This window comes from Ruegeria sp. BB1 (assembly GCF_056539465.1).
Genome location: NZ_JBQFVB010000002.1, coordinates 120,634 through 144,787 on the forward strand (window position 1 = coordinate 120,634; position 24,154 = coordinate 144,787).

The following is a 24,154-nucleotide window of genomic DNA, read 5'->3' on the forward strand; positions in this document are numbered from 1 at the left end:
GGATCGCAACCCGACAAGTTTAGGTCGGATCATCCCCTGCCTTGGGGTCTTTGTACCTGTTCAGGTCAAACACCCCTGCCTGAATTGGCTTCTGATCCAGGAACATCTCGTAAATCCGATCGCTGAGCGCCCAGAATTCGGGGCTTGTCCGGCGCACGCCGTATTCTGCCACCAAGGCCATGTAATCGCCTTGCGATCTGACGGATTTCAACGCGGTTATGAAGGGGGCCAACTGGTTCTGTCGGACATGGAAATAAAAGTTGGGATAACTGCCGATCAGGCCCGGAAGAATTGTCACCTTGTCCTCGGCCGGGAGTCGGCGCGCCTTTTCTTCAAACAGAAAGGCGACGTTGGAATGCGCCTTGTCATGGGCCAGGGTGAACAGCTCTGCCGCGCCGCCATCTTGCTCGACCACAAGAACGGACAGGTCGGGCAGATATTTCACCCAATCTCCGGTCTGATCCGCCAGATCGCGCAGCAAAATGCCTGACTGATCCGAGGGGCAATCACCGTCCAAACATCGGTTGATCGGGTCGGTGGTGGGCCACAGGCCATTGCCACGTTCCAGCAAGGTCAAGAGGAACTCTTGCTTAGGAGTGGTGGTTGCAAAGGTGATGCCGGTGGGGAAATGACCATCAACGTGGCGACGGTGCCAATAGGTAAGCCATTCGGCCAACACGCCCTGATACCAGCCTTGATGCATCTGCGACCTGACACCCCGTGGCATGAAAAACAGGAACGTATCCTCACTCTCCATCCGCAGCTCGTTCATATAAAGCCGCGTTGTCAGCTGATGTTCGACCCGGCCGAAAACATCATAGCCCGCGACAAGGTCATAGTAGATACGTTCGAACACCGGGAAATCCAGAACCCACGCGGTTTCGGGAATGCCGCCGTGAAATCCGGTCATGGCCGAGGCGTTGTCGAAGTGACGGAACACGGTGATCAGAGCGTTGGGGTTAGAGCCGTCGCCGTCCCAGATCGAGCCATAGTCAAACCCGGTTTCGTATATCGGGGCCTTCTTGTACCGTGCGTCCCGAAACTCGAGATACCGAACCTGGTTCTTGTGCGAAAACCCCGGCAACGCGCCCAATGCACTGGCGTCGGCCTCTGACACGGGCAACTCCAGATAGATGGCCCCGTCTTGCAGAAAGCTGGGGTCGGTAACTGACAAATCCGCTTCCGGGTCAAGGAAGCTGACCCAGAACCGGTCTTCAATCACATCAACTGCGGTCGCTCCGTGACAGACAGGGCCGCGTATGAAGCTGCGGACAAAAAACAGCGCATCATCCAACAGGAACTGATAGCGGCTTTTGGCGGGCATCTGCATATAGGTGCTGAATGGATTGCCGCCCTTGGCATCGCCATAGGGGGGTAGCTCAGTGAGTGTCCAATCGGGATCCAGAAACAATTGTTGATAGCGCACCATGCGATCTGGTCCCATCGAATAGACCAGATGTTCCTTGTGTACGATCGTTTCGGTGACCTGCTGCAAACGATAGTAGAACGCACCCGCCCCCGGATCATCGAATGGCCGCCGCGTGGCAATAATGTCTATGGTGTCACCCGGCGCTGTGGTCGAGCGGACAAGTTGGAAGAACCGCCGCGCATCGTCGCCCTGAAAATGGAGGCGGGCCAGAAACAGGTGTTCGTACAGATACCGGCTCATCAACTGGCTGCGCATGTCGTTTGAATTCAGGAATACCTCCCACTGCGTGATCTGGTCCTGAATCTCTGAGGGAATTTCGGTTGCAACAGATGGCAGCGCTGCGCCGCTGCGCGCCCAGGTCATGAGGGCCTGAAATTCGGCATCCGCCAGTGGCGCTGTGCCATAGGGCATGCCGGCAAGCTCATGATCGCGGCTGAACTGATCAAATTCTCCGGATGTCGGACAAACCAGAGGGCGATCAAGCGCCAGACCAAGCTCGCTCGGAAGTGGCGCGTTAATCGGCATCGGATTCTGTCGCCCCAGCTCAAGATACCGTTCCACCAGACCCGAATTTTCGGCATCATTGGGATCACGGGTTACCGTGTGAAATCCCAGCGCCCGCCATTCGGGGACCGTTTGCGCATCAATCCCCAACCGCGTGGGCTGGGCATCGGTCAAACGCTCGGTATGATAAACGGCCTGTTTGCTTGCCCCGCGCTGAACGCCTGCGGGCGAGGTGAGTTTCAACTGACAGGGTGCGTCATAGCAGCTGTGGCAGACGACACAGCGACGGTCCATGATCGATTTCACATCAGCCAAGCTTTGACCCTGCGCAGCGGGGCTGGTCGTTCCCTGGGCCCGGGCATCCAGGGTAAAAATACCAATGCTGACCACAGTCATCGCGATTGCGATTTTCAGCAGCAATAGACGTTTTCGCATCTGCGCTCCCCCGTAACTTGCCGATATCATTGCAGTTACAGGTGGCATTAGGCAAGAATCGCTTGATCGTCAGCCGGTGTGATATCCGGGTGTCGAGCGTGAGATCGCAGTCTCTTCTTCTGTCATCTCAACCGGGAACCCGTCGAACAGGGGTGTACTCAGATACCGCTCACCCGTGTCAGGCAGCATGCACAGGACCGACGCGCCGGGCTCGGCCTGTTCAGCAATCTGCATTGCGACGGCAAAGGTCGCGCCGCCGGATATGCCGGTCAGGATACCCTCTTGGCTGGCCAACTTCTGCCCCCATTCAACCCCTGTCGGACCGGCCACCGGGATCAGCTCATCAAAATAGCGGTTGTCGATGGATTCCTGCAAAACTGCGGGAATAAAGTCTGGCGTCCAGCCCTGAATGACATGCGGTTCGAACGCGGGGTGGCTTGAAACTGGATCGCTATCCTTGCCACGTTCGGTCGCGATGCCGCTGCTCACCAACTGCGCGTTGGCCGGTTCGGTCAGGATGATTTTGGTCTCAGGACTTTCAGCGCGCAAAACCCGCGACACCCCAGTAACCGTGCCACCGGTGCCATAGCCTGTCACGAAATAGTCCAACCTGTCGCCATTGAAGTCACCCAGTATTTCCCGCGCGGTTGTTGCGGCGTGGATCTCAGCATTGGCCTGAGTTTCGAACTGACGCGCCAGAAACCAGCCGTGTTCCTCGGCCAGTTCGACTGCCTTGCGGTACATGCCAAAGCCTTTTTCCGCCTTTGGCGTCAGAACAACCTTTGCACCCAGCATTCGCATCAAGCGACGACGTTCAGTCGAGAAGCTTTCGGCCATAGTCACAACCAGCGGATAACCCTTTTGCGCGCAGACCATCGCAAGACCGATGCCCGTATTACCACTGGTGGCCTCGACAACCGTCTGGCCAGGTTTCAGGGCACCGCTGCGTTCTGCGGCTTCGATGATATTGACGGCAAGACGATCCTTGACCGATCCGGCGGGGTTGAACGCCTCGAATTTAACGAACAGGTTGACGGCTTCGGGTCCCAGATTGTTGATGCGGATCGTGGGGGTGTTTCCGATCGTGTCGAGTACACTGTCAAAGATCCGGCCATTGCCCGATGTGGTTCTAAGTTTGGCATCAGTCATTGGGTTTCCTTACATGGTCGCGCGTTTCATCAGACCTGTTTACCCGGCGCTTAGGACAATGTCCCGAAAACCTTTCACCTCAGATATCCAGCACAACCGTGTCCGACCCCTTGGCGGGCACGGCACAACAGATCAGCACCTCGTCTTCTGAATGTTCAGCTGATGGTTCGGTGCGATAGGCAACTTGACCGGCAATCTTGCGGGTTAGACAGCTGCCGCATGATCCTGAACGGCAGGAAAAGGTTGGTGTCAATCCCTGCGCCTCGGCCACCTCAAGTAAGGTCGGGTCGCCTTGCGCCCATTGCACCTTTTGATTGCTGGCTTTGAATTCCACATTGGCGGCCTCGGCCTCAGGTTCGGGCTGGAACGCGACGGCGTTCTCGTCGACGCGCCGCGCCAATGCGGCAGGGCCAAAGGCTTCGGCATAAATACGGTCATTCCGCACGCCGAGACCGCGCAGCATGTCATAGATCGCTTGCATGAAAGGGGCCGGGCCACAAAGAAAGAAGTCGTAGTCATCCAGAGGCAGCGTATCTTGGATCAGTTCGGGCGTGATGTAGCCTTTTGCGTCAAAATCCACCCCCACGCGGGTGCCTTCTTCGGGCTGTGAGACAACCGAGACATAACGGATCTTTCCGCCGCCCTCGGCCGCAGCCTGTTGCAGGTCACTGTGAAAAGCCCGCTGTCCCACGGTTTGCGCGGCGTGAAAAATGGTCAGGTTGCGCGTGTGGCGGGTTCGCGCGCCTTCGTGCATCACGTGGCGGGTCATCGACATCATCGGTGTGATACCGACCCCGCCCGCAAACAGCACAGCAGGCCGGGTTTCAGACGCATCCAGAAAGAACTGACCTTTCGGGGCTTTGACCTCGACCAGATCACCGACCGACAGTGTTTCGTGCAAATGGTTTGACATCACGCCACCCGGTTCGCGCTTGACGGAAATCCGATACCCGGCATCGCCGGGCGCTGAGGATACCGTGTAGGTCCGCGTTGCCGGCGCCGTGCCATCGGGGCTAGTGCGAAGTGTCAGAAACTGACCTGCTTCAAACGGCAACAGAGGCAGGTCATCCGTGGCCTCGAAGATGAATGACCGGATCACGTCGCTTTCATCCTGAACAGCAGCCACCCGCAGGGTTCGCCACTGACGGCGCAGTGCTTCAGCCTCTCGCCTGGCCTCGGCTGTTTGCCAGTCATCCGCCATCAGACTGTTGGGCGAAAACTCCAGAAATTCAGCTCGGAAGGGCAGCGCGTCATGAAGGCGTAGGCCGTGATCCAGATGAAACCACCAACCCCGGCTTGCACCATGGAAGCCCGCGATATCGGGATGGTCTTCTGACAGCACCTCAACCGTCCCAGTCAGCATCAGCACATCGCCGGTCTGATAATCCGGAAATACTAGGCCCGCCCTCGGATTTACGAGGAAGTTGCCCAGCGTGTTGAAGAAATTATTGCCTGCAAAATCAGGAACCAACAGGCTGTTGCCCTCAACCCGCACAAACCCCGACCGCCCGCCACGATGTGAAACGTCAACGCCCGTATGGTCGGGGGTGTTGGCGTGGCTGGCGACATAAAACGAATTGGCCGTCGCGATCATGTCCCGGGCTCTTGGGTCCAGCTCAAATAGCCGATCGACAGAGCGGGCGACGTTGGCGTCCGGCTCTCGGACAAAGGTAACATCATGGGTCTGGATGTACTGCGGACAATTCCCGAATGACTGCACCACATCCAGAGAGAAACCGCCATTTTCGACCCGCCCAACGGTGGCATTCATACGGTTGCGGCGCCGCGTGGAAAGTTCGACCCCGACGACACCGATGGGCGCGCCGGGCTTCAGCGCCGTTCGCACCGGGTCGTCTGGCAGAGGCTGGACGTCAACATCAAGCCGACGGTCATGCGGTGAATGGATAAACCCCGGCCGACCCGAGATCATCGACGCCCAGGGCCAACCATCAGGATCGACGCTGCCCACTACAAGAAAAGGCAGCTTGCCAAAGAACTCTCGATGCTGATCGGGCATGTAGGGGCGGATGTAGTTCCGGCCAACAGCCTCCATCTTTTCCCGTTTGCCGATGCGGGATTGCATATCCCGTTCACCTGCGTGGAAAGGCGATGTATCTGATGCGGTCGGGGCGTTCATGGCAGACCTCATATGTCAGGGGCGGGTTGACCAGCCACAAATGCGCAGCTGGCCAAGGGGTGGATCAGGCCGCGTTCAGACCAACCGCGGTGCGAGGCATCGGGACAAAGCCGTCCAGCGCCTCGACATTGGCCAGAAGGCGGCGCACGTTTGCGTAAGGTTCAAGCGAAACGTCACCTTCAGGCGCATGCGCGGTGTAGCTGTAGATGGCGACATCCGCGATTGTTGGGGCATCCCCAACCAGCCACTCGCGGCCTTCAAGATGCGCATCCAGCTTGGCAAGAACCTTTGCCGCGGTGGCGTGGGTAAAGTCCTTGTTCAAGGGCGCATTGAAAACATTGATCAAACGCGCAGCGGCAGGGCCAAAGGCGATCTCACCAGCTGCGAGGGTCAGAAACTTCTGCACTTCGGCCTCATGCACTGGGTCCGCAGGCAGATAGGACGGTGCATATTTGCGCGCCAGATAGACCAGAATGGCGTTGCTGTCGGTGATGACCACATCACCATCTTCAAGCACCGGTACCTGCCCCGCTGGGTTCATCGCCAAAAACGGCTCGCGCTTATGCTCGCCACCAGCCAAATCCACATCGATGACGTCATGATTAATACCGGCAATGCTGGCAAACAGGACGGCACGATGGGCATGGCCGGACAGGGGGAAGCTGTGAATTCGGATTGCGTTGGACATTTGAAAGCTCTTTCTCTGATTGAAGGGGTTCGGCTGAGGGTCAGCATCTATGCGCCAAACTTAGATTGCTTTATCAGAGGCGATAATATACGCATTCAGAGAATTACTATGAACGAAGTGTAGACAATGGACACGATCCAAGGCATGCGCACCTTTGCGGCGGTGGCGGCGCATTCTTCGTTTACCGAAGGCGCAAAACAGATCGGCATCAGCACCAAGCTGGCCAGCAAATATGTCGGTCAGCTTGAGGACCGCCTGAACGCGCAATTGTTCAACCGCACCACCCGCAGCGTCACCCTGACCGATACCGGACGGTCCTATTACGAGCGTTGCCTTTCACTGCTGGACCAGTTTGATGAATTGGAAGGGCTGGTCCAGAAACGGCAGACCGAATTGGCGGGGCGTATACGGATCACCGCGCCAACCGGGTTTGGCTCGGCCGAACTGATACATCTGCTGAAACCGTTCCAAACCGAACATCCGAAAGTCACGATCGAATTGCACCTGTCTGACCATCACGTCTCGATGGTCGAAGAAGGGTATGACCTTGCCATTCGCTTTGGCGCACTGAAGGATTCCAACCTTGTGGCGCGCAAGCTGACGGACATGCGTATTGTCTGCTGTGTGTCGCCCGAATATCTGGCGCAACATGGGACGCCGCAAGAGCCCGCCGCCTTATCCACCCACAACTGTCTACTGCAGACCACCGGCAACATGATCGACAATTGGGCTTTCAAGGGATCGGACGGGGAATACGTGGTTTCTGTATCCGGAAACTTTCGCGCAAATTCCCCTCGCGCTGTGGCGCATATGGCAGCGGACGGGCTGGGGATTGGCCGGATTCCCTTGTACACGGCACAGCCCTTTTTGGACACGGGCCGTCTGCAATTGCTGTTTGAAGCACAAGAGGCAATATCGCTGGGACTCTACGCAGCCTATCCGCAAAACCGCCACCTGACCGCTCGGATTCGAGCGTTAATCGACTTTCTGGTGAAACAGTTACGCGGAGCTTAGAGCCTCAACGCCTTCGAATATTTCTAACCGCAAGATGTGGGGGCTGAACCATGGTTGCAAAATAAACTACCTTCTGATAGGTAGGTATTCATTGATAATACTTCCAAAGGAATCGCACCTATGAAAATCCATGATATCGAAGGGTTTCCAAACCCAACCCGCATCCGCATCGCCTTGGCTGAAAAGGGCGCATCTGACAAAGTTGAGTTCATTCCGGTGGACGTGATGGGCGGTGAGCACCGCACCCCTGAATTCAAAGCTAAAAACCCTGACGCCGCAGTTCCCTGCCTGGAGTTGCCCGATGGCACACATATCGCGCAGTGCAACGCGATCACCGAATATATTGATGCGACATTCGACGGCCCATCGCTGACTGGGGAAACAGCCAAGGAACGCGCGCAAATCTCGATGATGAACCTGCGGGCGGAAAACGGTCTGCTGAACGCGGTCGGCACATATTTCCACCACGCCACCCCCGGCCTTGGACCGGATCTTGAAACCTATCAATGTGCTGAATGGGGCTTGAAACAGAAAGAGGTGGCCGGGCAAACCATGGCTTATCTGGATTCAGTTCTGGCCGAGAATGAATATCTTGCGGGCGACACTTTCTCGGTGGCAGACATCACGGCCTTCGCCGGATTGGCTTTTGCCGACTTCGCCAAGGTCGACATCCCGGAAAACCTGACCCATCTAAAGGCATGGCGTGCAAAAATGGCGACGCGCCCGTCCATCGCGGCCTGAACCAGCCCCTGCCACTGAAGTCGAAAGGAATACTATCAATGGAACTCAACTCGGATTTCTCGTCCCGCGTCGTCGTTCACTCTGATCAGCTTGAGTGGCAAGCCTCGCCCATGAAGGGTGTGGACCGGCGCATGCTGGACCGGATCGGCGGCGAAGTTGCCCGCGCCACCACCATCGTGCGGTACGCGCCGGGCAGCAAGTTTTCGGCTCATACTCACACTGGCGGTGAAGAGTTCATCGTACTCGATGGTGTATTTCAGGACGAACACGGTGACTTCCCCGCAGGAACCTATGTGCGCAATCCTCCAACCTCGGCGCATACGCCCGGATCAGAACCCGGTTGCACTATCTTCGTCAAGCTATGGCAGTTCGATCTGGACGACCGCACCCAGTTCCGCAAGACCATGGCGGATGAACTGGCCGCCCCGGTAAATGGCGTGTCAACCGCCACGCTGCACAAGGATGACCGTGAGATCGTCACCTACAGTCATCTTGATCCGGGCGCGGTTCTCAACTCTGACGCCGCTGGCGGCATCGAACTTTTGGTCATTGACGGGTCCATCACCACCGGCGGTGATGACCTGACCAAAGATGGCTGGTTGCGCCTGCCCGAAGGCCAGGCCCTTTCAGCCAGCGCGGGTTCCCATGGCGCAAAAGTCTGGATGAAAACCGGGCATTTGCCCTTTGCCAAGGCTCCGGCGGTCTAGCACGTGAAACGCGATCCCTCTGGCATTTTAGGGGCCGGGCCGGTACTGCTTTGAGGGTGTCAAAGGCAGGGGGATCACCGCTGCCTTTGAATAGCTCGGAAAGGGATTGAACACAGATGGCGACCGATACCAAAACCGCCTTGCTGGATGTTGCCGAACATGCCGCCCGAGCGCGCGGGTTCGATGGGTTCAGCTATGCCGATCTGGCTGATGCGGTGGGTATTCGCAAGGCTTCGATCCATTATCACTTTCCCACCAAGGCCGCCCTGTCGGCTGCTTTGATGGATCGCTACCACTCGACCTTTGAGGCCGAATGCCGCAAAGCCGAGGCCGCCCATGACACCGCGTCGCAACGATTGCTGGCCTTGATCGGGCTGTACCGAAATGCACTCAACGATGGCAAAACCCTGTGCCTGTGCGTTTCGCTGATCAGCAGCCTTGAAAGCCTGTCAGACGAAGTGATTGAAAAGATCAAAGCCTTCCGCGCCATGGTGATCAAGCAGATCGAAGCGATCTTTCAACTGGGCCTGCAAGACAAGTCAATCACAGGCGTGACAAATCCAGCGGCCGAGGCCCGCGCCACCTTGGCCGTGTTGGAAGGGGCGCTTTTAACCGCCCGCGCCGAACAAGATGTACAGGCCTTTGATGCGGTCGTGGACGTTTTGAAATCCCGCTGCTGAGGCGAGCCGCACGCCGCAGATAGCTGGCCATCCCCACAGGTTTGTTTCAATATTCTTCGCTTTGTCACCTGTGCGTGAAAGCTCTTTCAATTCGTTGAATTCAGCCGCCGTTTCACAATTTTAAAGGCACAAAGCAACGCAACCGGCATGAAAGGTCATCCCATGGCGATGTCAGAAACTGCGCATTCTTCGACGGGTCTGTTCCCACGATTCAACATCCCGCTTTTGGGTATGATGTTCATTTCAGGTTTCTTCGCGTCCAATGCGTTTGACCTGTGGGGGCAGCTGATCAGCCCGTCATTGGGGTTTGCCAATTTGTCTCCGCACGGGCTTGCGCGCAGCTTGCTCGGAACACTGGGCCTGCCCAATGGCGATTTCGCCGGGTATTTCGTTCACTTCTATCTGGTTGGCCTGATCGGTTATCCGATTGGCTGGCTCTACGTCTTCAACCCGGTTTGGGCGACGCTGTTCAAAGGCCGCTACATATTTGTGGGATCAGCAGTCTACGGTTTTGGGCTTTGGGTATTTGCCATTGGCGGTATCACGACCATCGCCGGTTTGCCGTTCTTCTTGAACTTCACCGGTATCACATGGGTCGCGCTGGTTGGGCATGTAATCTATGGCATCGTTCTGGTCTGGGCCATTCGCCTGATCGAACGCTGGTCGTAAACGGGAAGCGTTGGCCGGGGTCCGTCCCCGGCCAGATCGCTTTGGATCCTGCTCAATCTCTACCTCTTACCGGCCACGATCCGATCCAGAATCAGCGCACAGAACAGGATCGCCAGACCGGCCAGAATACCCTGACCTGCCGCCGCATACTGCAACGCTTCCAGAACGTCTTCCCCCAGACCCTTAGCACCAATCAGCGAGGCTACAACGACCATGGCCAGCGACATCAGGATGGTTTGGTTGACGCCTGCCATGATGGTCTTATGCGCCAGCGGCAGATCCACTCGCCACAGCAGGTAACGCGGCGTGGCCCCAAAGGCGAGCGCAGCCTCACGCACCGTTTCCGGCACCTGCTGCAAACCTAGAACGGTGAAGCGGATCACCGGGGGACTACCGAAAATCATCGTGGCCACGACGCCTGCTGGTTTGCCTGATCCGATGAAAGCCACCACGGGAATCAGGTAGACAAAGGATGGCATCGACTGCATGAAATCCAGAATGGGCCGCACGATGGCAAAGGCACGTGGGCGGCGGGCGCAATAAATACCCAGCGGGATGCCCAGCGTGATCGAAATCAACGCCGCTGCACCCAGCAAGGCAATCGTGGTCATCGCCTTTTCCCAGAAATCCAAAAGCCCAAGATAGGCCAGCGCTGCCCCGGTAAAGATTGCCACGCGCGCACCGGCGGACAGGTAGGCCAGCATGATGATCACCAGAGCCACCACCGGCCAGGGCGTATCAACAAGCACCACCTCAATCCAGTCCAGCAAGGTGCGCATGCCATAGGTCAGGCCGTCAAAGAAGCCGCGCCCGGCGGTCTTGGTCCATTCAAAAACCGCCTGCACCCCGTCGCCCACATTCAGCCGCCAGTCGCGATTGGTCGGGAAGGTTTTCAGCACCGCCAAAGCGTCAGGCTGCGCAAATTTTATCATCGACAGCACAACGACAATGCCCGTCAATGCCGCGGCCACAACCATCCGCGGGGTCGACCAGCCATTTGCGACACTTGTGTCCGAGCGCCAGCGCGCAAACTGACCCTCAAGCGTCCAGTTTGCCAGCGACGCTGCCAGAAACTTGACCGCCAGCAACAGCACAATTCCAACCATCAGATAAGCGACACCGGTGGAATCCGCACTGCGCGCGGCCTCTTGGGCCCCGACCAACGCGCCCTCAAGCGATTCCGCCGCACGTTTCAACGACTCCAACGTGGCGGAACCGGATTGTTCGGCAGCGGCAATCTGTTGGCGGCGCAGTTCCAGCGTCTGTTCGATCTGGGCTGCGCGTTCACGGAACTCGCGACCAAGATCACCGAACAGCCCCAGCCCGATCTGGATATAGGCCAGTGTTTCCAGCACCAGAAAGCCCAGAAACCACGACCACAACCCACGCGCGCCAAACCAGATCGGCCCCAGGATCGCTGCGGCCTTGTTCAGCGTGAACCGATAACCGGGCGCCTGCATCATATAGGCAAAGGTTTTTTGGTAGTATTCCTGCCCCTGCCCCACGAAATCGGCGATCAGCCCGTTCAGCCGATCAGCGGTTTCCGGTTGGATCTGTTGCACATCAACATGTTTCATATCGGTCCCCTTATGCCTGGCTGTCCTGAATGGCGCGGATCAGACCCGCGCGGTTGATCACCCCGACCGTGTTGCCATCCTGCGTGACCGCGACGACACCGTGGCCGTCGACGCAAAGGTTCATCAGATCGGACAAATCCATCTCGGGATGCGCTTCCTTTGCATCCTCCGGCACTTCGCCATGATGGGCCTCGAATTCGTCCACCGGTTTCATCACCGAATGGGCGAAGATCATGTTGAGCTTGGATATACCGGCAACGAAATCGGCAACATAGTCGTCGGCGGGGTTGAGGATGATCTCTTCCGGCGTACCAATCTGCACGATACGCCCGTCTTTCATAATCGCGATGCGGTGGCCGATGCGAATGGCCTCGTCCAGATCGTGGGTGATAAACATCGTCGTTTTATTCAGCTTGTGGCTGAGGTCCATGAACTGATCCTGCAACTGTTTTCGGATCAGCGGATCGAGGGCCGAGAATGGCTCATCCATCAACAGGATTTCCGGATCGGCTGCAATGGCGCGGGCAAGGCCCACGCGCTGCTGCATGCCACCCGAAAGCTCATGGGCGTATTTGTCTTCCCATCCGTTTAGTTCGACCAGCTCCAACACCCGGTCCGCCTCTTCCCAGCGGCGGGCTTTGCCGGTGCCACGTATTTCCAACGGCATCGCTACGTTGTCACGCACGGTGCGGTGCGGCATCAGGCCGAAGTTTTGGAACACCATGGCAACACGCCGGTTGCGTAAATCGCGCAATCCTTCGTCATTCAGGCCCATCACGTCATCGCCATCCAGATAGATATGACCATCCGTTGGCTCGAGCAGTCGGTTTACATGGCGCACGAGGGTCGATTTGCCCGAACCAGACAGGCCCATGACACAGAACAGCTCCCCACGCTCAATTTCGAAACTGGCATCGGCCACGCCAACAACGCAGTTGAAGCGGTCCAGCACTTCGGCCTTGCTCAGCCCTTCGCTGTGGATGGCTTTCAAAGCCTCCTGCGAGCGCGCGCCGAATACTTTCCACACGCCTTTTGCGTCAATTGCGATATCCGCTGTCATACTGACCCCACCGCTGTTGAGAGTGTTACAGGGCGCCCCCGAAACACCGGGGGCGCGACGGCTTTAGTTTGTTTTCAGACCAAGCCAACCATCAACGGTATCGCCATTTCCGGCGATCCATTCGGCCACGACCTCGTCAATCTCGCGGCCCTTGACCACGACCTCGTAGGTCAATCCGCTAAGCTGAGCTGCGTCCATGTCGATATTGGCCAGAAAAGAGGCAGCCGCCGGATTGCGCTGTTCCAAAGACTTGGAATGCGCCACGGTCACGGTTTTAACCGGCTCGCCGGTGCTGACATGGGATTTGTTGTACCAGTCGGCATCCTGATCCGGCTGCACCATCTTATAGGTGGCCGCGTCATGCTCGGGCTCTTCCAGAATGGTTACGTCATAGAGGGCATGCACATAATGCGGCGCATAGCAGTAAAACGCGGCCCCTTTCTGTTGGTCGATCTGATCCTTCAGACGCGAATAAAACACGGTTTCGTCTTCGGTGGTGGGTGTCAGGAAGGTTTCGATGCCGTAGTCCCGTACCCGCACCTTGAACGTGTTGGTCGACGCCCAGCCGGACGCGCCGACCCAGACCTCGCCCAGCCCGTCACCGTCTGAATCGAACAGCTCCTGCGCCATTGGGGTGGCCAGATCGTAGATGGATTTGATGTTGTGATCTTCGACCATGTAGTTTGGCACGCAAATCCCGGCGCGGCCTTCGTAGCTGCCCGAAGACAGTCCAACAGTACCCTTCTGATCAACGTACTCATCGGTGAACGAAGACTGGTTTGGCAACCAGACGTCCGGGTGTACGTCGATATCGCCGCGCCCGCCATCCATGGCGGCAAAGATCACCGCGTTGGCTCCAGGAGCATATCCGACTTCGCCGCCCAAACGGGTTTCGATGACCTGACCGATTACCCGGCTCATGATTTTGGCACCGGGCCAACTGGGTTCACCCACCATGACCTTCTCCTGCGCCATTGCCGTTGTTGCGCCCAAGATCATGGTCAAGGTTGCCGTGAATGTTAGTTTCCTCATATGTCTTCTCCCGTTGCGTTGAGTTGCATGCGCCATCAGGCGCGCGCCCGCTTGCGTTGCGGATCTATGAATGGAATGTTCGAGACGGTGGCACACAGGCGCTTCATCCGCCCATCAAGCTGTCCGATCTCAAGTTCGGTGCCATTTTCCGCGTGTTCGACCGAAAGCCGCGCCATCGCGATGGCGTGTTCCAACATCGGTGAGCGGGTGGCCGAAGTGACCACACCCACCTGCCGCTCACCTGCGAAGACAGGGGCACCGTGGGCGGGTACATCATCGCAGCCAATCAGCAGCCCCTTGAGTACCCGGCGCGGTTCGCGCGCATTGCGTTCCAGCGCAGCCTTGCCGGTAAAGTCGGATTTGATCAGGTCGACGGCAAAACCCAACCCCGCTTCGAACGCATCGACACCCGGCTCGAATTCGGCGTTGGCGGCGGCCAGACCGGCCTCGATCCGGATAACGTCCAGCGCGGCCGAACCCATTGGCGTGATCCCGAATTCCTCACCCGCTTCCATCACCGCGTCCCAGATTGCGACTGCATCGGATTTAGAGCAGAAGACCTCATACCCCAGTTCTCCGGTATAGCCTGAGCGCGACAGCATGAATGGCGCGCCCTCGCGATCGCGCAGACGGGCGACGGTGACGCCAAACCATTTCAGGTGATCCAGCCCGGGCACATGAGGTTGCGTAAAGGCGATCTTGCGCAACAGGTCGCGCGATTTCGGACCCTGGATTGCCAGGTTCGGCATCGCACCGCGCAATGCATGCACGCGCACCTGCAAACCGCGTTCATCCGCCAGCGTCTGCAACACGCGCCCGCTTTCTTCCGAGCCACAGCACCAGCGAAAAATCTCGGGCGCAAGGCGGAACAAGGTGCCGTCATCAATAACGGCCCCGCTTTCGTCACACATCAAAGTGTAAGACCCACGCCACACCGGCAACTTGGCCACGTTTCGCGTGGTCGCCAGCTGCAACAACGCCTCGGCATCCGGGCCGATAATGTCGAATTTGCGCAGCCCGCTCATATCCTGAACCGTCACCGCCTGACGGCAGGCCCAATATTCTCCCAGCGTGCCGTGGGCGGGATAGCTGACCGGCGCCCACAGATCGCGCGCCGGCGCGAAATGCTGGGTCAGCGGAGCGAGCCGGTCGTGAAACGCGGATTCCTGACTGATCGACATCGGGGCATCTTCCTTTTCGCGATAGGCCACCGCGCGGCGGATCGGTGTTTCGGGGCGATAGATGCGCACATGCACATCTGTCGGATTCCAACCATTAATCGGATCAATGTCATCCGGGCAGGCGGTCGAGACACAGACCAGATCCTCGATCGCGCGCATCGCGACATAGTCCCCAGGACGAGAATGGGATTCTTCGGTCTGGATGTGATGGGTCGCCGGGTCGATCCATGTGTTCCAAAAGAAATTGATGGCCGGCCAGGCCGCACGCCGTGCGACGCCATACGGGGCCAAGGCATTCGACATGTTGTCGGAACAATTCAGATGACCGGGAAACCCCCGCTCCTCATACCCGCGTGCGGTGCAAGCCAGACCGAAAGTGTCATGCCGCCCGCAGGTATCCTGTATGACATTCAACAGCGGACGCATCTCGCGATCAAAAAATTTGTCCAGCAACCCGGGCCCCGGGAATGCACGACGCACCATCGAGCGGGTGGCGGTCGAGTCGATCATCCATTCGTCACCACAATCCAACCCATCAGCGCGCAGCGCCATGAAATCTGAACACTGCTGGCCTTCGACGTCGATGATCTGAACAAATTCTCCTGCCTTCAGTTCATAGGCAACTGCCCTGCCCCGCGGTACGGTGAATTCATCCCGTGTATCACCCAGCAAAGGTGGCAGGTGCGGGTCTTGCGCAGCGGATGATTTGTGTTGAACCGTAACGCATCCGGCCCCTGCACCTTCGATCAACCCCGAACGCTCAATGGGACGGATCACCCAGACCGTAACGGACGTGTCGGCGCGCAGAATCACCGGATCGGTCACTTGATCCAACCTGTGTCCGGGAACCGGTTCCCCCCCGCCTTGCGCAGCAATCCATCCTGAAAATCGGGCACTATCAAAGTCGCCCGCTGCGATCTGTCCGTTTGCAGTAAGCCCCAAGGTTGCCAACATTGGTTGCCCAACCTCGTCAAATGCCGTCAAATCCAGAGGTTGCGCCGGGCCAACCCCTTCTATCGACAGCAAATCCCCAGCGGACATTTTCAGTTGCAACGCCTCGCGCGGGGCCAGGATATGCGTACGCGCATCTGAGATTTTCGGAAAGCCCGGAAACCGCCGGCCAAGGCCGTTAAACCCCGTATTCGCGAACGTATGTAAGACTGAAGATCCGTGCATGGTGCAGCCAGATAGCCAAAATGTAACTAGTTACAGAGGTTGCTGAAACTAGTTACATATGTCAACACTTTCTTATACGACCGTAGAAACGGACCCAGAAAACGGTGAAGCCAAGAAGCCCTGAACCCAAAAAACGCGCAAATCTCAGAGACGTGGCCAAAGCGGCGGGTGTATCGGTCGCAACGGTGTCTCGGGTTCTCAATGAACCAGGCGTGGTGAAGAAAGACACGCTTGAGAAAGTCCAGGCTGCCATTGACGCGTTGAAATTCGTACCCAGCGCCGCCGCACGGGCGATCAATTCCGGCCGCACCCGATTTGTCGGAGCTTTGGTGCCAACGCTGGACAACGCGATCTTTGCCCGGTTCCTTGCCGCGCTAGAGCGTGAGCTGTCCGAACACCAATTGTCCCTTGTCGTTGCGACAACGAACTCGGACCTCGAAATCGAAGCCGAGAAAGCGCAAAGCCTTGTTGATATCGGAGCCGAAGGTCTGATTATCACAGGTGCCACCCACAGCGACGCACTGCACGACTTGATCGATCGGACGATGCTGCCGACGATCATCACATCCTTTTATGACGCAACAAACCCTCTGCCGACCATCGGGTATGACAACGAAGCGGTGGCTCAGCTTGCCCTGCAGCATCTTGCCGACCTTGGGCATCGCCACATAGCTGTCGTACACGGCCCGGTGCATGATAATGACCGAACACGCGCACGACTTTCCGGTCTGCAGGACCTGCCCTGGGACGGAAAGCTAACCTGCTACGAGACCCAGATCAGCCATCGTGGCGGCGCGGAAAGTGCCAAACTCATCTGCGGACAGGCTCAAAAACCGGACGCCATTTTGTGCCTGTCAGATGTCGTTGCCTTGGGGGTTTTGTTCGGTCTTCAGGCCGAGGATGTCCGCGTGCCCGACGATATCTCTCTGGTTGGGGTCGACGATCTGCCCAGTTCTGCTGTCGCAGTGCCTGCCATCACCACAGTGCATTTGCCGGTGTCTCAAATGGGCGAGAAAGCCGCCGTTGCCCTCGCACGCTGGATTTCGGATCAAGAAAGACCCAGTGCCGAACGGCTTGACGGTCAGCTGATCGAACGGCGGTCAGCCATTCCGAACCCGTCCCATTTGACGTCCTGAAAACCAAGTTCCCGTTTCATACAGGTACGGCATGATCCTCATAACCGTTGGCACATTACGTGGAATCCCAGCGTCCTATGGTGTCAAACGGTCGACCCAATTGGTGCGCAAAAATATGTCATTTTGCGCACCACATAGCGGGTCTGATTTTGCGGTCCTATCTCACCTTCCCGCTTTATGTTTTGCCGCGAAACTCACGCAGGTAATCGGCCAACCGTTCAACGATGTTCTGCGCGTCTTCGGCAGGGATATCCATTCCACGAATACGAAGGCGTAATTCGCCTGCGGACACTTCGGCCAGAATGTCGCTGCCTCCGGTCAACGCCACCGGAGCCAGGCGCTGAACCTGTTGCGGACGCCCTCCCCTCGCCTTGTCTTTCACAGGGGCAGGTGACGTCTTTAGGGCGGCTTCCAGCAACGCCCATTCCGATTTTTGGTCCAGCTCGCCCACCTCGGCCAAAGCCTGACGCAATTGGGGTTGTGCCCCCTCCCGCAATGCGGCCGCTAGTTTCAGTCCTGCTTTTTCGGACAGGGCGACCGGGTGCTGCAACAAGTCACCAAGTGCTTCGTGTACCACCGCAAAACTACGAACCTTGGATCGTTTTGCCTTGGACGCAGCAGCAAACAAAACGTCAACAGCGGCTTCGGTCGATGCAAATACCCCCTGTCCCGCGGCTAAAACCGCAATGCGTCCACGTTCATAAGGGCTGAGATTTGCCCTAAGTTCGTTTTCCTCGACCATTGAGACATAGGCGCCCTGCCCCGAACCAGCCTCTCGGACAAAGGCTGGGATTTCAGAAAACCGCGGATCGGTCTCGGCCAGGCGCCGGAAGGCATTCAATCGTCGGAAGCCAGAAATCAACCCGTAACCTTCGCCGTCACGCGTGACCTCAATTGGTGTGCGCAACCCGTGAACGCGCAAGGACTCCAAAAGTTCTGCCATGGCTTCTTCATCTTCAACCATCCGGTCGCGACGAATGAAATCGGCATCAATCTGATCCAGCGATAGCATTTCCGCCACCAGTCCGGCATCCTGCGCATCGCGCCATCGAGCTGCATCACCTTGATCCTGCGCCAGAGCAAGGCGATCGGTCACCGCTGCCATGCCGTTGAGCGTTGCAGCCTCAGCCGCGACCTGTGCAATCGGAGGCGTCGATGACTTGGTTTCAAACGGGCTGATCGACGGTTTCGCCGCGAAACCAGCCTCAAGCTGTTCCAATTCTGACGTGTCCGGAGCGGTCAGTCTTCTGCGTTTAGCCATCTGCGTTTCCTTCCATCTGAGCGTCGCGCCACCAGCAGCCGATCAAGACCTGCTTGAATTCGGCATAGGTCCGGTCGAATGTTTCCCGACCTCGTACATACGTATCGCGATTGAAGTCCCTGTAATCCGCTTCGTAGATACCGTTGACCTGCTCACCCGCCTGGCCAACCAGAGCGGTATAGTCCTGACGGTATGCATTCATGAAGTCCCCGAAATAGGCCTGAATCACATTTGCCATATCGGTTTGCTGGCTGGCATCAAACCGAGTGATTATGGCCCTGACCACGTCCCATTCAAACTTGAGCTCGGGTAAACCAGCCGCCCTTTGCGCCGCGTTCTCACCGTCCTCGATGCTGGCAAAAGTCGTGTAGAGCATGTCAAAGAACCGGCCCGTTGAATCAAATTCAAGAAACGAGGCCCCCAACGGCACAAGCAAAATATCAGCTGCAGCCAGCGCGTTGATCGTTAGGTACCCAAGTGCAGGAGGCGTATCGAGGAAAACAATGTCGTAGTCGTTCAACACTCCTTCATCCTGCAGAAAGTTGGTCAAACCATCCCAAAGCGGCCAACTGCGCAAACCCATGCGCCAAACGGGTATCTGAAACTCGGCCCAATACAGGTTCAACTGGGCGCCAATCAGGTCGATATTGGGCCAATGCGTTTTCTGAATAACATCGCGGGGCAGGGTATTGAGCGCTTCTTGCAGCGTTTCATCCAGGGGGATTTCAGGCTGCCCAGCCGCATTGCGGACCCGGTTTTCCTCTTGTACGGCACGCGCGTAATCTTTGGCTATAAGTGGAAAAACCGTTTGCCATTCATCTGCAACACTCCCACCTAGAATTGAGGTCATCGATCCCTGGCTGTCCAGATCTATAACCAATACTTTATATCCGTCCAGCGCAGCTGACATTGCCAGATGCGCGGCAGTAGATGTCTTACCTACACCCCCTTTGAAATTGGCCACAGCAACCACCTTTGCAGGAAGGCCATCTGGTCGGTACGGCAGATATTCCTTGGTGCTCACACCCTCGGCTGCAAAGTGTTGTCGGAGGGTCAGTACTTCCTCCAGCGAAAACCACTTGGAGCCAGCCTCGCCTTCACCCTGCGGCAATTCGGGATTGGCTTTGAGCACACGTCGCAGATGCGCTGGTGCAACCGGGATCAGGTATTTGGTGATCTCCCAGATGGAAAATCTACGCAGTCTTTTTTCCCCGTCCGGAGCATACCCACGTCGCGCCAGGTCTTCGCGCCCTTTTGCGCAGAATGTAGCCGCTTTGGCGAATCGAGAAGTTCCGATAGGATCAGGCAACTTTTGCGCTGCTAGCTCTGGATCCAGATTCAAATAGGGCGGCAGAGGAGGTTGGTTAGATTTATTCACTGTCGATGCCTCGGGTAATGTTCGCCTTAGCGGCGTATATTGCCCAACATAGCGAACATTTTCTAATGACGCTATCCTCAGAGTGAGAGTTTTCCACAGAATAAGCCCCTCTGAGTGGGTTTCGTCACGAAACCAGTAAAATAGGCAACACCAAAGCTAACAAAGAGTTTATTTATTTTAGATGTTTTAGAGACTTTACAAGAAAAATAGTGTTTAAAACCAAAGAATTAAACTCACTTTAGAACCTGTTTACGGTATGAAAGGGACCAGATTCCGGTATCAAAGGTACCCGTCTACAGGTTGCTGAGTGCCGAGTTTCAGGAAGAAGGGGGCCGATTCGCAGGACGCTGAAATTTCGACCAGATTAGACCCTAAATTTTCGTTTTTCGCCGGGTCGCAGTACATGTAAAACCCTCTAATTGGGCGACCCTCGATCCGGTTCTGTGGATAACTGCGAGGATTTTCAGGTCAGGTACCCAGATACAGGATTCCCTCTTTCCTGTATTTGGGTACCCAAATAGAATTGATCCATGGGTACTTTTTGTGCAAGAAATACCAAAACGAGCAGCCAGGCAGAATCATGCCGGATACACAATTGGATATGGATCAGCTCTCTGGTGCATTGCGCCGGGAGACGGTTAAGAAAAACGTCGCCGCGATTCACATCAGCGGCAAGCTTACGCTTTTGCAGCGTAAGCTCTCGAATGTCCTGTTGTTGAACGCGTATGACGCACTGACCTCAGCACAGACACATACTATCGACGCGCGGACGCTTGCGATGATGGTCGGCTATAATTCAAACGACTTCGATACGCTGCGGGCGAGTTTGCGAGCGCTGGCCGAGACCGTCGCGGAGTGGGACATGTTGGATGAGCAGGGCAGACAAGAATGGGGCGTGTCCTCATTGCTCAGCTTCGCCAAGCTGAAGAACGGGGTCTGTGAATACGCCTACTCACCGGCGCTGGCCCAAAAGCTCTATGATCCGAAAATCTATGCCCTGATCAATGTGCAGATCCAAAGGAACTTTAGCTCTGGGCATGGCCTGGCGCTGTATGAGAATTGTTATAGGTTCGTCAGAACCGGTTCTACGGGCTGGTGGGCGCTGGACGTGTTCCGCAAACTCATGGGGGTAGACGGCAGCGACTATTACGGCAGCTTCAAACACCTCAACGCCAAGATCATCAAACCCGCCGTGGCTGAGGTGAATAAAAGTTCGGACATACTGATAGAGCCACAGTTTCAAAAAAAGGGCCGCACGGTTACGGATATCCGGTTTCTGATCAAAGGTAATCCACAGAAGGCGATGTTCGAAATCGATGACAGCGATGGCGTCCGCAATCTGCAAGTTTACAAGACGCTCCGTAAGCAAGGGGTGTCCGACCGGTTGGCGCGACAGTGGATTGCGGAACATGGTGAAGACTATGTGCAGCAAAAATTGGATTATGTAAGCGGGCAGGGGGATGTGAAATCAACGGTAGGATATTTGTCCGCCGCCTTGCGCGACGACTATCAACCGCCGGAAAACGATTCTCCGCCTGAACCCAGCCCCGAAGCCGTCGAGGCCGCGCGCGTACGGGACGTTGAGAAGGCGCTAGAAGATCAGGCTTACGCAGCCCGAGTGGCTGAGCGTACCGAGCGGTCGCGAAAGCTGTCTATCGTTGAAGAACTGGTTTCGCGGCGAAACCCAACCCAGCGGGATGCGGACAAACGCTTGTTTATGGCAGGGCTCGACAATGATCTGGACCGGGAACACTTCCGCGCCCATGGCTGGCGTTCTGGTCTGAACGCCAATGCCATCTTTGATTTTTGGGAAGAGCTTGAGCCGGACGCCTTCGCCTAGGCGTCAAAGGCAAAGGCTGTGAATGCCCGTTTTCATCAACGGTCCTTCATCGCAGATTTCAACGCATCCGCAAATGCGCTGTTATGCGCATTACTATCAGATTTTGCGCGTTGCGATCCTTTGGGTTTTGACGGGCCGAAGTTCTTTTTTGGTCCTCGACTGGCCCGATCTTCGCGAGATGATGTTCCGCCATCCTTGCGCATAGTTAGGCCAATCCGCTTGCGGGGAACATCCACCTCGACCACGGTGACCTTGACGACCTGTCCGGTCTTGACCACCTCGTGCGGGTCTTTGACGAAGCGGTCGGCCAATTGACTGACATGGACCAGCCCGTCCTGATGCACCCCGATATCCACAAAAGCGCCAAAGGCGGCGACATTTGTCACTGTGCCTTCCAACACCATGCCCGGTTTCAGGTCGGTGATGTCTTCGACACCGTCGGTGAACGAGGCGGTGACAAAACTGGGGCGGGGGTCTCGGCCAGGCTTTTCCAGCTCGGCAAAGATGTCGCGCACAGTCGGCAAGCCGAAGGTGTCGTCGACGAATTGTTCTGCGCGTAACCCCTTTAGCGCTCCGTCGTGACCCATGATCTGACGGATGTCGCGCCCGCAGGCCGAAACAACCCGGCGGGCCACGTCATAGGCCTCGGGGTGAACTGAAGAGGCGTCCAGAGGTTCCGACCCGTCGCGTATGCGCAAAAAGCCTGCACTTTGCTCATAAGCGCGCGGGCCAAGGCGGGTGACCTTCAGCAGCTCTTTACGTGATTGAAATGCGCCATTCATGTCGCGATGCATGACAATTGCTTCGGCCAAGCCGGGCCCCAACCCCGAGACATGAGAGAGCAGGGGGGCTGAGGCCGTGTTCAGATCAACCCCCACCGCGTTCACCACATCTTCGATCACCGATGCCAAAGATTGCGACAGCCTGTGCTGGTCCACGTCATGCTGGTATTGGCCGACCCCAATGGATTTAGGTTCGATCTTAACCAGTTCGGCCAGCGGGTCCTGCAGCCGACGAGCGATGGAAACCGCACCACGTAACGACACGTCAAGATCGGGGAATTCGCGCGCCGCCAGTTCTGAGGCGGAATAGACCGATGCGCCAGCCTCGGACACAACAACCTTGGTCGGTGCCGAAACAGCTTTTGGCAGCAGTTTCAGCGTATCACCCACAAGTTTCTCGGTTTCCCGGCTGGCGGTGCCATTGCCGATGGCGATCAGTTCAATCTCGTGCGCAGCGATCAGATTCAGAATGGCGGCCTGCGCGCCGCGTAGATCGTTCTTGGGTTGAAACGGATAAAGCGTATCGGTCGCGACCACTTTACCTGTGGCATCAACCACCGCAGCTTTGACGCCAGTTCGAATGCCGGGGTCCAGACCCAGGGTTGCCTTGGCACCCGCCGGTGCGGCAAATAGTAAGTCTTTAAGATTGCGCGAGAAAACATCAATTGCTTCATCCTGCGCTCGGCCGCGCAGATCCGCCATCAGCTCGACCATCATCGACAGCGACAGCTTAACCCGCCAAGTCCAACCCGCCACTTTACGTAGCCACAGATCTCCGGGACCGCCTCCACGTGTGTGAAGGTGCGCGGCGACAATCGCTTCGGCACGGGCGGCGCCGGTTTCGGGATCGGGCGCGATATCCAGTGTCACGATCCCCTCTTTCGAGGCCCGCAGCATCGCCAACGCACGATGCGACGGGGCTTTTGCCCAAAGCTCCGAATGGCTGAAGTAGTCGCTGAACTTCGCGCCTTCCTGTTCCTTGCCTTCAATTACCTTTGAAGTCAGCAGGGCCTCGCGCTGCATGAAATTGCGCAGCTCACCCAGTAGGGCGGCGTTTTCGGTCAGCCGTTCGGTGATGATGTCCCGCGCGCCGTTCAGCGCGTCCTTGACGGTTGCCACTGCTTCGGTGACATAGCCCTGCGCCAGAATTTCTGGGTCAGCCGACCGATCCGCCAGAATGGCATCCGCCAGCGGTTCCAACCCATTCTCGCGGGCAATCATCGCCTTGGTGCGGCGCTTGGGTTTGTAGGGCAGGTAAATGTCTTCCAGCTGCGCCTTGGTATCGGCCTGCGCGATGGATTTGACCAGATCGTCGGTCAGCTTGCCCTGATCTTTGATCGAGCCCAGGATCGTCTCGCGCCGCGCTTCCAGTTCGCGCAGATAGGTCAGGCGGTCAGACAGGGTGCGCAGTTGGGTGTCGTCCAGCCCACCCGTCACCTCTTTGCGGTAGCGGGCGACAAAAGGCACGGTGGCCCCTTCGTCCAGCAATTTCACCGCGGCCCCCACCTGTTCGGGGCGGGCATTGATTTCGGTGGCGATGGTGCGGGCGATGCGGTCCAAGGGGGCCTCCTGAATATG

At 57.1% G+C, this 24,154-nt stretch carries 18 protein-coding genes; 7 read left to right on the forward strand and 11 right to left on the reverse strand.

Annotated elements, in window-relative coordinates; genetic code table 11:
• Positions 1–19 precede the first annotated feature (19 nt).
• The 4 genes from ACR0AL_RS08370 to ACR0AL_RS08385 all read right to left on the reverse strand — a co-directional run bounded on the left by ACR0AL_RS08370 (position 20) and on the right by ACR0AL_RS08385 (position 6,342).
• Positions 20–2,368: a fatty acid cis/trans isomerase gene (locus ACR0AL_RS08370; protein WP_480662642.1), complete on the reverse strand. Its 2,349-nt coding sequence runs from the start codon at positions 2,366–2,368 to the stop codon at positions 20–22.
• 69 nt (positions 2,369–2,437) lie between these two features.
• Positions 2,438–3,517 carry a cysteine synthase A gene (gene cysK, locus ACR0AL_RS08375; protein WP_170361779.1) on the reverse strand — a complete coding sequence of 360 codons (1,080 nt, stop codon included), beginning with the start codon at positions 3,515–3,517 and terminating at the stop codon, positions 2,438–2,440.
• Between the two features lie 79 nt (positions 3,518–3,596).
• Complete coding sequence (locus ACR0AL_RS08380; protein ID WP_480662644.1) at positions 3,597–5,654, reverse strand: FAD-binding oxidoreductase; 2,058 nt, start codon at positions 5,652–5,654, stop codon at positions 3,597–3,599.
• Positions 5,655–5,718: 64 nt separating this feature from the next.
• Positions 5,719–6,342 carry a glutathione S-transferase family protein gene (locus ACR0AL_RS08385; RefSeq protein WP_170349959.1) on the reverse strand — a complete coding sequence of 208 codons (624 nt, stop codon included), beginning with the start codon at positions 6,340–6,342 and terminating at the stop codon, positions 5,719–5,721.
• A 126-nt stretch (positions 6,343–6,468) separates the two neighbouring features.
• Here ACR0AL_RS08385 and ACR0AL_RS08390 point away from each other — a divergent pair, with 126 nt between their 5' ends.
• The 5 genes from ACR0AL_RS08390 to ACR0AL_RS08410 all read left to right on the forward strand — a co-directional run bounded on the left by ACR0AL_RS08390 (position 6,469) and on the right by ACR0AL_RS08410 (position 10,153).
• On the forward strand, positions 6,469–7,356 hold the full coding sequence (locus tag ACR0AL_RS08390; protein ID WP_170412265.1) for a LysR family transcriptional regulator: 888 nt from the start codon (positions 6,469–6,471) through the stop codon (positions 7,354–7,356).
• Between the two features lie 120 nt (positions 7,357–7,476).
• Positions 7,477–8,097 (forward strand): glutathione S-transferase family protein, encoded by a 621-nt coding sequence (locus ACR0AL_RS08395; protein WP_170361783.1) that lies wholly within the window; start codon positions 7,477–7,479, stop codon positions 8,095–8,097.
• Between the two features lie 38 nt (positions 8,098–8,135).
• A complete protein-coding gene (locus tag ACR0AL_RS08400; protein ID WP_480662646.1) occupies positions 8,136–8,804 on the forward strand; it encodes a cupin domain-containing protein in 669 nt (222 codons plus the stop codon).
• A gap of 116 nt (positions 8,805–8,920) precedes the next feature.
• Entirely contained in the window at positions 8,921–9,484 is a 564-nt protein-coding gene (locus ACR0AL_RS08405) for a TetR/AcrR family transcriptional regulator (RefSeq protein WP_480647333.1), read from the forward strand.
• A 162-nt stretch (positions 9,485–9,646) separates the two neighbouring features.
• On the forward strand, positions 9,647–10,153 hold the full coding sequence (locus ACR0AL_RS08410) for a hypothetical protein (RefSeq protein ID WP_480662648.1): 507 nt from the start codon (positions 9,647–9,649) through the stop codon (positions 10,151–10,153).
• Between the two features lie 59 nt (positions 10,154–10,212).
• Here ACR0AL_RS08410 and ACR0AL_RS08415 read toward each other — a convergent pair whose 3' ends face one another.
• From ACR0AL_RS08415 to ACR0AL_RS08430, 4 genes are all read right to left on the reverse strand, one after another.
• Entirely contained in the window at positions 10,213–11,730 is a 1,518-nt protein-coding gene (locus ACR0AL_RS08415) for an ABC transporter permease (protein WP_480662650.1), read from the reverse strand.
• Positions 11,731–11,740: 10 nt separating this feature from the next.
• On the reverse strand, positions 11,741–12,790 hold the full coding sequence (locus tag ACR0AL_RS08420) for a quaternary amine ABC transporter ATP-binding protein (protein ID WP_170349965.1): 1,050 nt from the start codon (positions 12,788–12,790) through the stop codon (positions 11,741–11,743).
• 63 nt (positions 12,791–12,853) lie between these two features.
• On the reverse strand, positions 12,854–13,822 hold the full coding sequence (locus tag ACR0AL_RS08425; protein WP_170349966.1) for an ABC transporter substrate-binding protein: 969 nt from the start codon (positions 13,820–13,822) through the stop codon (positions 12,854–12,856).
• A 35-nt stretch (positions 13,823–13,857) separates the two neighbouring features.
• Positions 13,858–16,179 carry a DUF1989 domain-containing protein gene (locus ACR0AL_RS08430; protein ID WP_480662652.1) on the reverse strand — a complete coding sequence of 774 codons (2,322 nt, stop codon included), beginning with the start codon at positions 16,177–16,179 and terminating at the stop codon, positions 13,858–13,860.
• Between the two features lie 152 nt (positions 16,180–16,331).
• Here ACR0AL_RS08430 and ACR0AL_RS08435 point away from each other — a divergent pair, with 152 nt between their 5' ends.
• The gene (locus ACR0AL_RS08435) at positions 16,332–17,315 is read left to right on the forward strand and encodes a LacI family DNA-binding transcriptional regulator (RefSeq protein ID WP_170349968.1); all 984 of its coding nucleotides are present in this window, start codon (positions 16,332–16,334) and stop codon (positions 17,313–17,315) included.
• Between the two features lie 175 nt (positions 17,316–17,490).
• Here ACR0AL_RS08435 and ACR0AL_RS08440 read toward each other — a convergent pair whose 3' ends face one another.
• The gene (locus tag ACR0AL_RS08440; RefSeq protein ID WP_170376975.1) at positions 17,491–18,576 is read right to left on the reverse strand and encodes a ParB/RepB/Spo0J family partition protein; all 1,086 of its coding nucleotides are present in this window, start codon (positions 18,574–18,576) and stop codon (positions 17,491–17,493) included.
• Positions 18,569–19,954 carry an AAA family ATPase gene (locus ACR0AL_RS08445; protein WP_170349970.1) on the reverse strand — a complete coding sequence of 462 codons (1,386 nt, stop codon included), beginning with the start codon at positions 19,952–19,954 and terminating at the stop codon, positions 18,569–18,571. Before ACR0AL_RS08445 ends, ACR0AL_RS08440 begins: the two co-directional genes overlap by 8 nt.
• Positions 19,955–20,534: 580 nt before the next feature.
• Here ACR0AL_RS08445 and ACR0AL_RS08450 point away from each other — a divergent pair.
• On the forward strand, positions 20,535–21,794 hold the full coding sequence (locus tag ACR0AL_RS08450) for a replication initiation protein (RefSeq protein WP_170412243.1): 1,260 nt from the start codon (positions 20,535–20,537) through the stop codon (positions 21,792–21,794).
• 35 nt (positions 21,795–21,829) lie between these two features.
• On the opposite strand, the gene ACR0AL_RS08455 is transcribed toward ACR0AL_RS08450, so the two are convergent.
• A complete protein-coding gene (locus tag ACR0AL_RS08455) occupies positions 21,830–24,136 on the reverse strand; it encodes a Tex family protein (RefSeq protein ID WP_302477249.1) in 2,307 nt (768 codons plus the stop codon).
• Between the last annotated feature and the right edge of the window lie 18 nt (positions 24,137–24,154).

What these genes read in the sequence shown, in the direction of transcription:
- ACR0AL_RS08380 (WP_480662644.1), bottom strand. Translation starts at nt 5,654, where the DNA reads ATGAACGCCCCGACCGCATCAGATACATCGCCTTTCCACGCAGGTGAA.
- ACR0AL_RS08425 (WP_170349966.1), bottom strand. Translation starts at nt 13,822, where the DNA reads ATGAGGAAACTAACATTCACGGCAACCTTGACCATGATCTTGGGCGCA.
- ACR0AL_RS08400 (WP_480662646.1), top strand. Translation starts at nt 8,136, where the DNA reads ATGGAACTCAACTCGGATTTCTCGTCCCGCGTCGTCGTTCACTCTGAT.
- ACR0AL_RS08430 (WP_480662652.1), bottom strand. Translation starts at nt 16,179, where the DNA reads ATGCACGGATCTTCAGTCTTACATACGTTCGCGAATACGGGGTTTAAC.
- ACR0AL_RS08440 (WP_170376975.1), bottom strand. Translation starts at nt 18,576, where the DNA reads ATGGCTAAACGCAGAAGACTGACCGCTCCGGACACGTCAGAATTGGAA.
- ACR0AL_RS08390 (WP_170412265.1), top strand. Translation starts at nt 6,469, where the DNA reads ATGGACACGATCCAAGGCATGCGCACCTTTGCGGCGGTGGCGGCGCAT.
- ACR0AL_RS08395 (WP_170361783.1), top strand. Translation starts at nt 7,477, where the DNA reads ATGAAAATCCATGATATCGAAGGGTTTCCAAACCCAACCCGCATCCGC.
- ACR0AL_RS08420 (WP_170349965.1), bottom strand. Translation starts at nt 12,790, where the DNA reads ATGACAGCGGATATCGCAATTGACGCAAAAGGCGTGTGGAAAGTATTC.
- cysK (WP_170361779.1), bottom strand. Translation starts at nt 3,517, where the DNA reads ATGACTGATGCCAAACTTAGAACCACATCGGGCAATGGCCGGATCTTT.
- ACR0AL_RS08415 (WP_480662650.1), bottom strand. Translation starts at nt 11,730, where the DNA reads ATGAAACATGTTGATGTGCAACAGATCCAACCGGAAACCGCTGATCGG.
- ACR0AL_RS08370 (WP_480662642.1), bottom strand. Translation starts at nt 2,368, where the DNA reads ATGCGAAAACGTCTATTGCTGCTGAAAATCGCAATCGCGATGACTGTG.
- ACR0AL_RS08410 (WP_480662648.1), top strand. Translation starts at nt 9,647, where the DNA reads ATGGCGATGTCAGAAACTGCGCATTCTTCGACGGGTCTGTTCCCACGA.
- ACR0AL_RS08385 (WP_170349959.1), bottom strand. Translation starts at nt 6,342, where the DNA reads ATGTCCAACGCAATCCGAATTCACAGCTTCCCCCTGTCCGGCCATGCC.
- ACR0AL_RS08405 (WP_480647333.1), top strand. Translation starts at nt 8,921, where the DNA reads ATGGCGACCGATACCAAAACCGCCTTGCTGGATGTTGCCGAACATGCC.
- ACR0AL_RS08450 (WP_170412243.1), top strand. Translation starts at nt 20,535, where the DNA reads ATGCCGGATACACAATTGGATATGGATCAGCTCTCTGGTGCATTGCGC.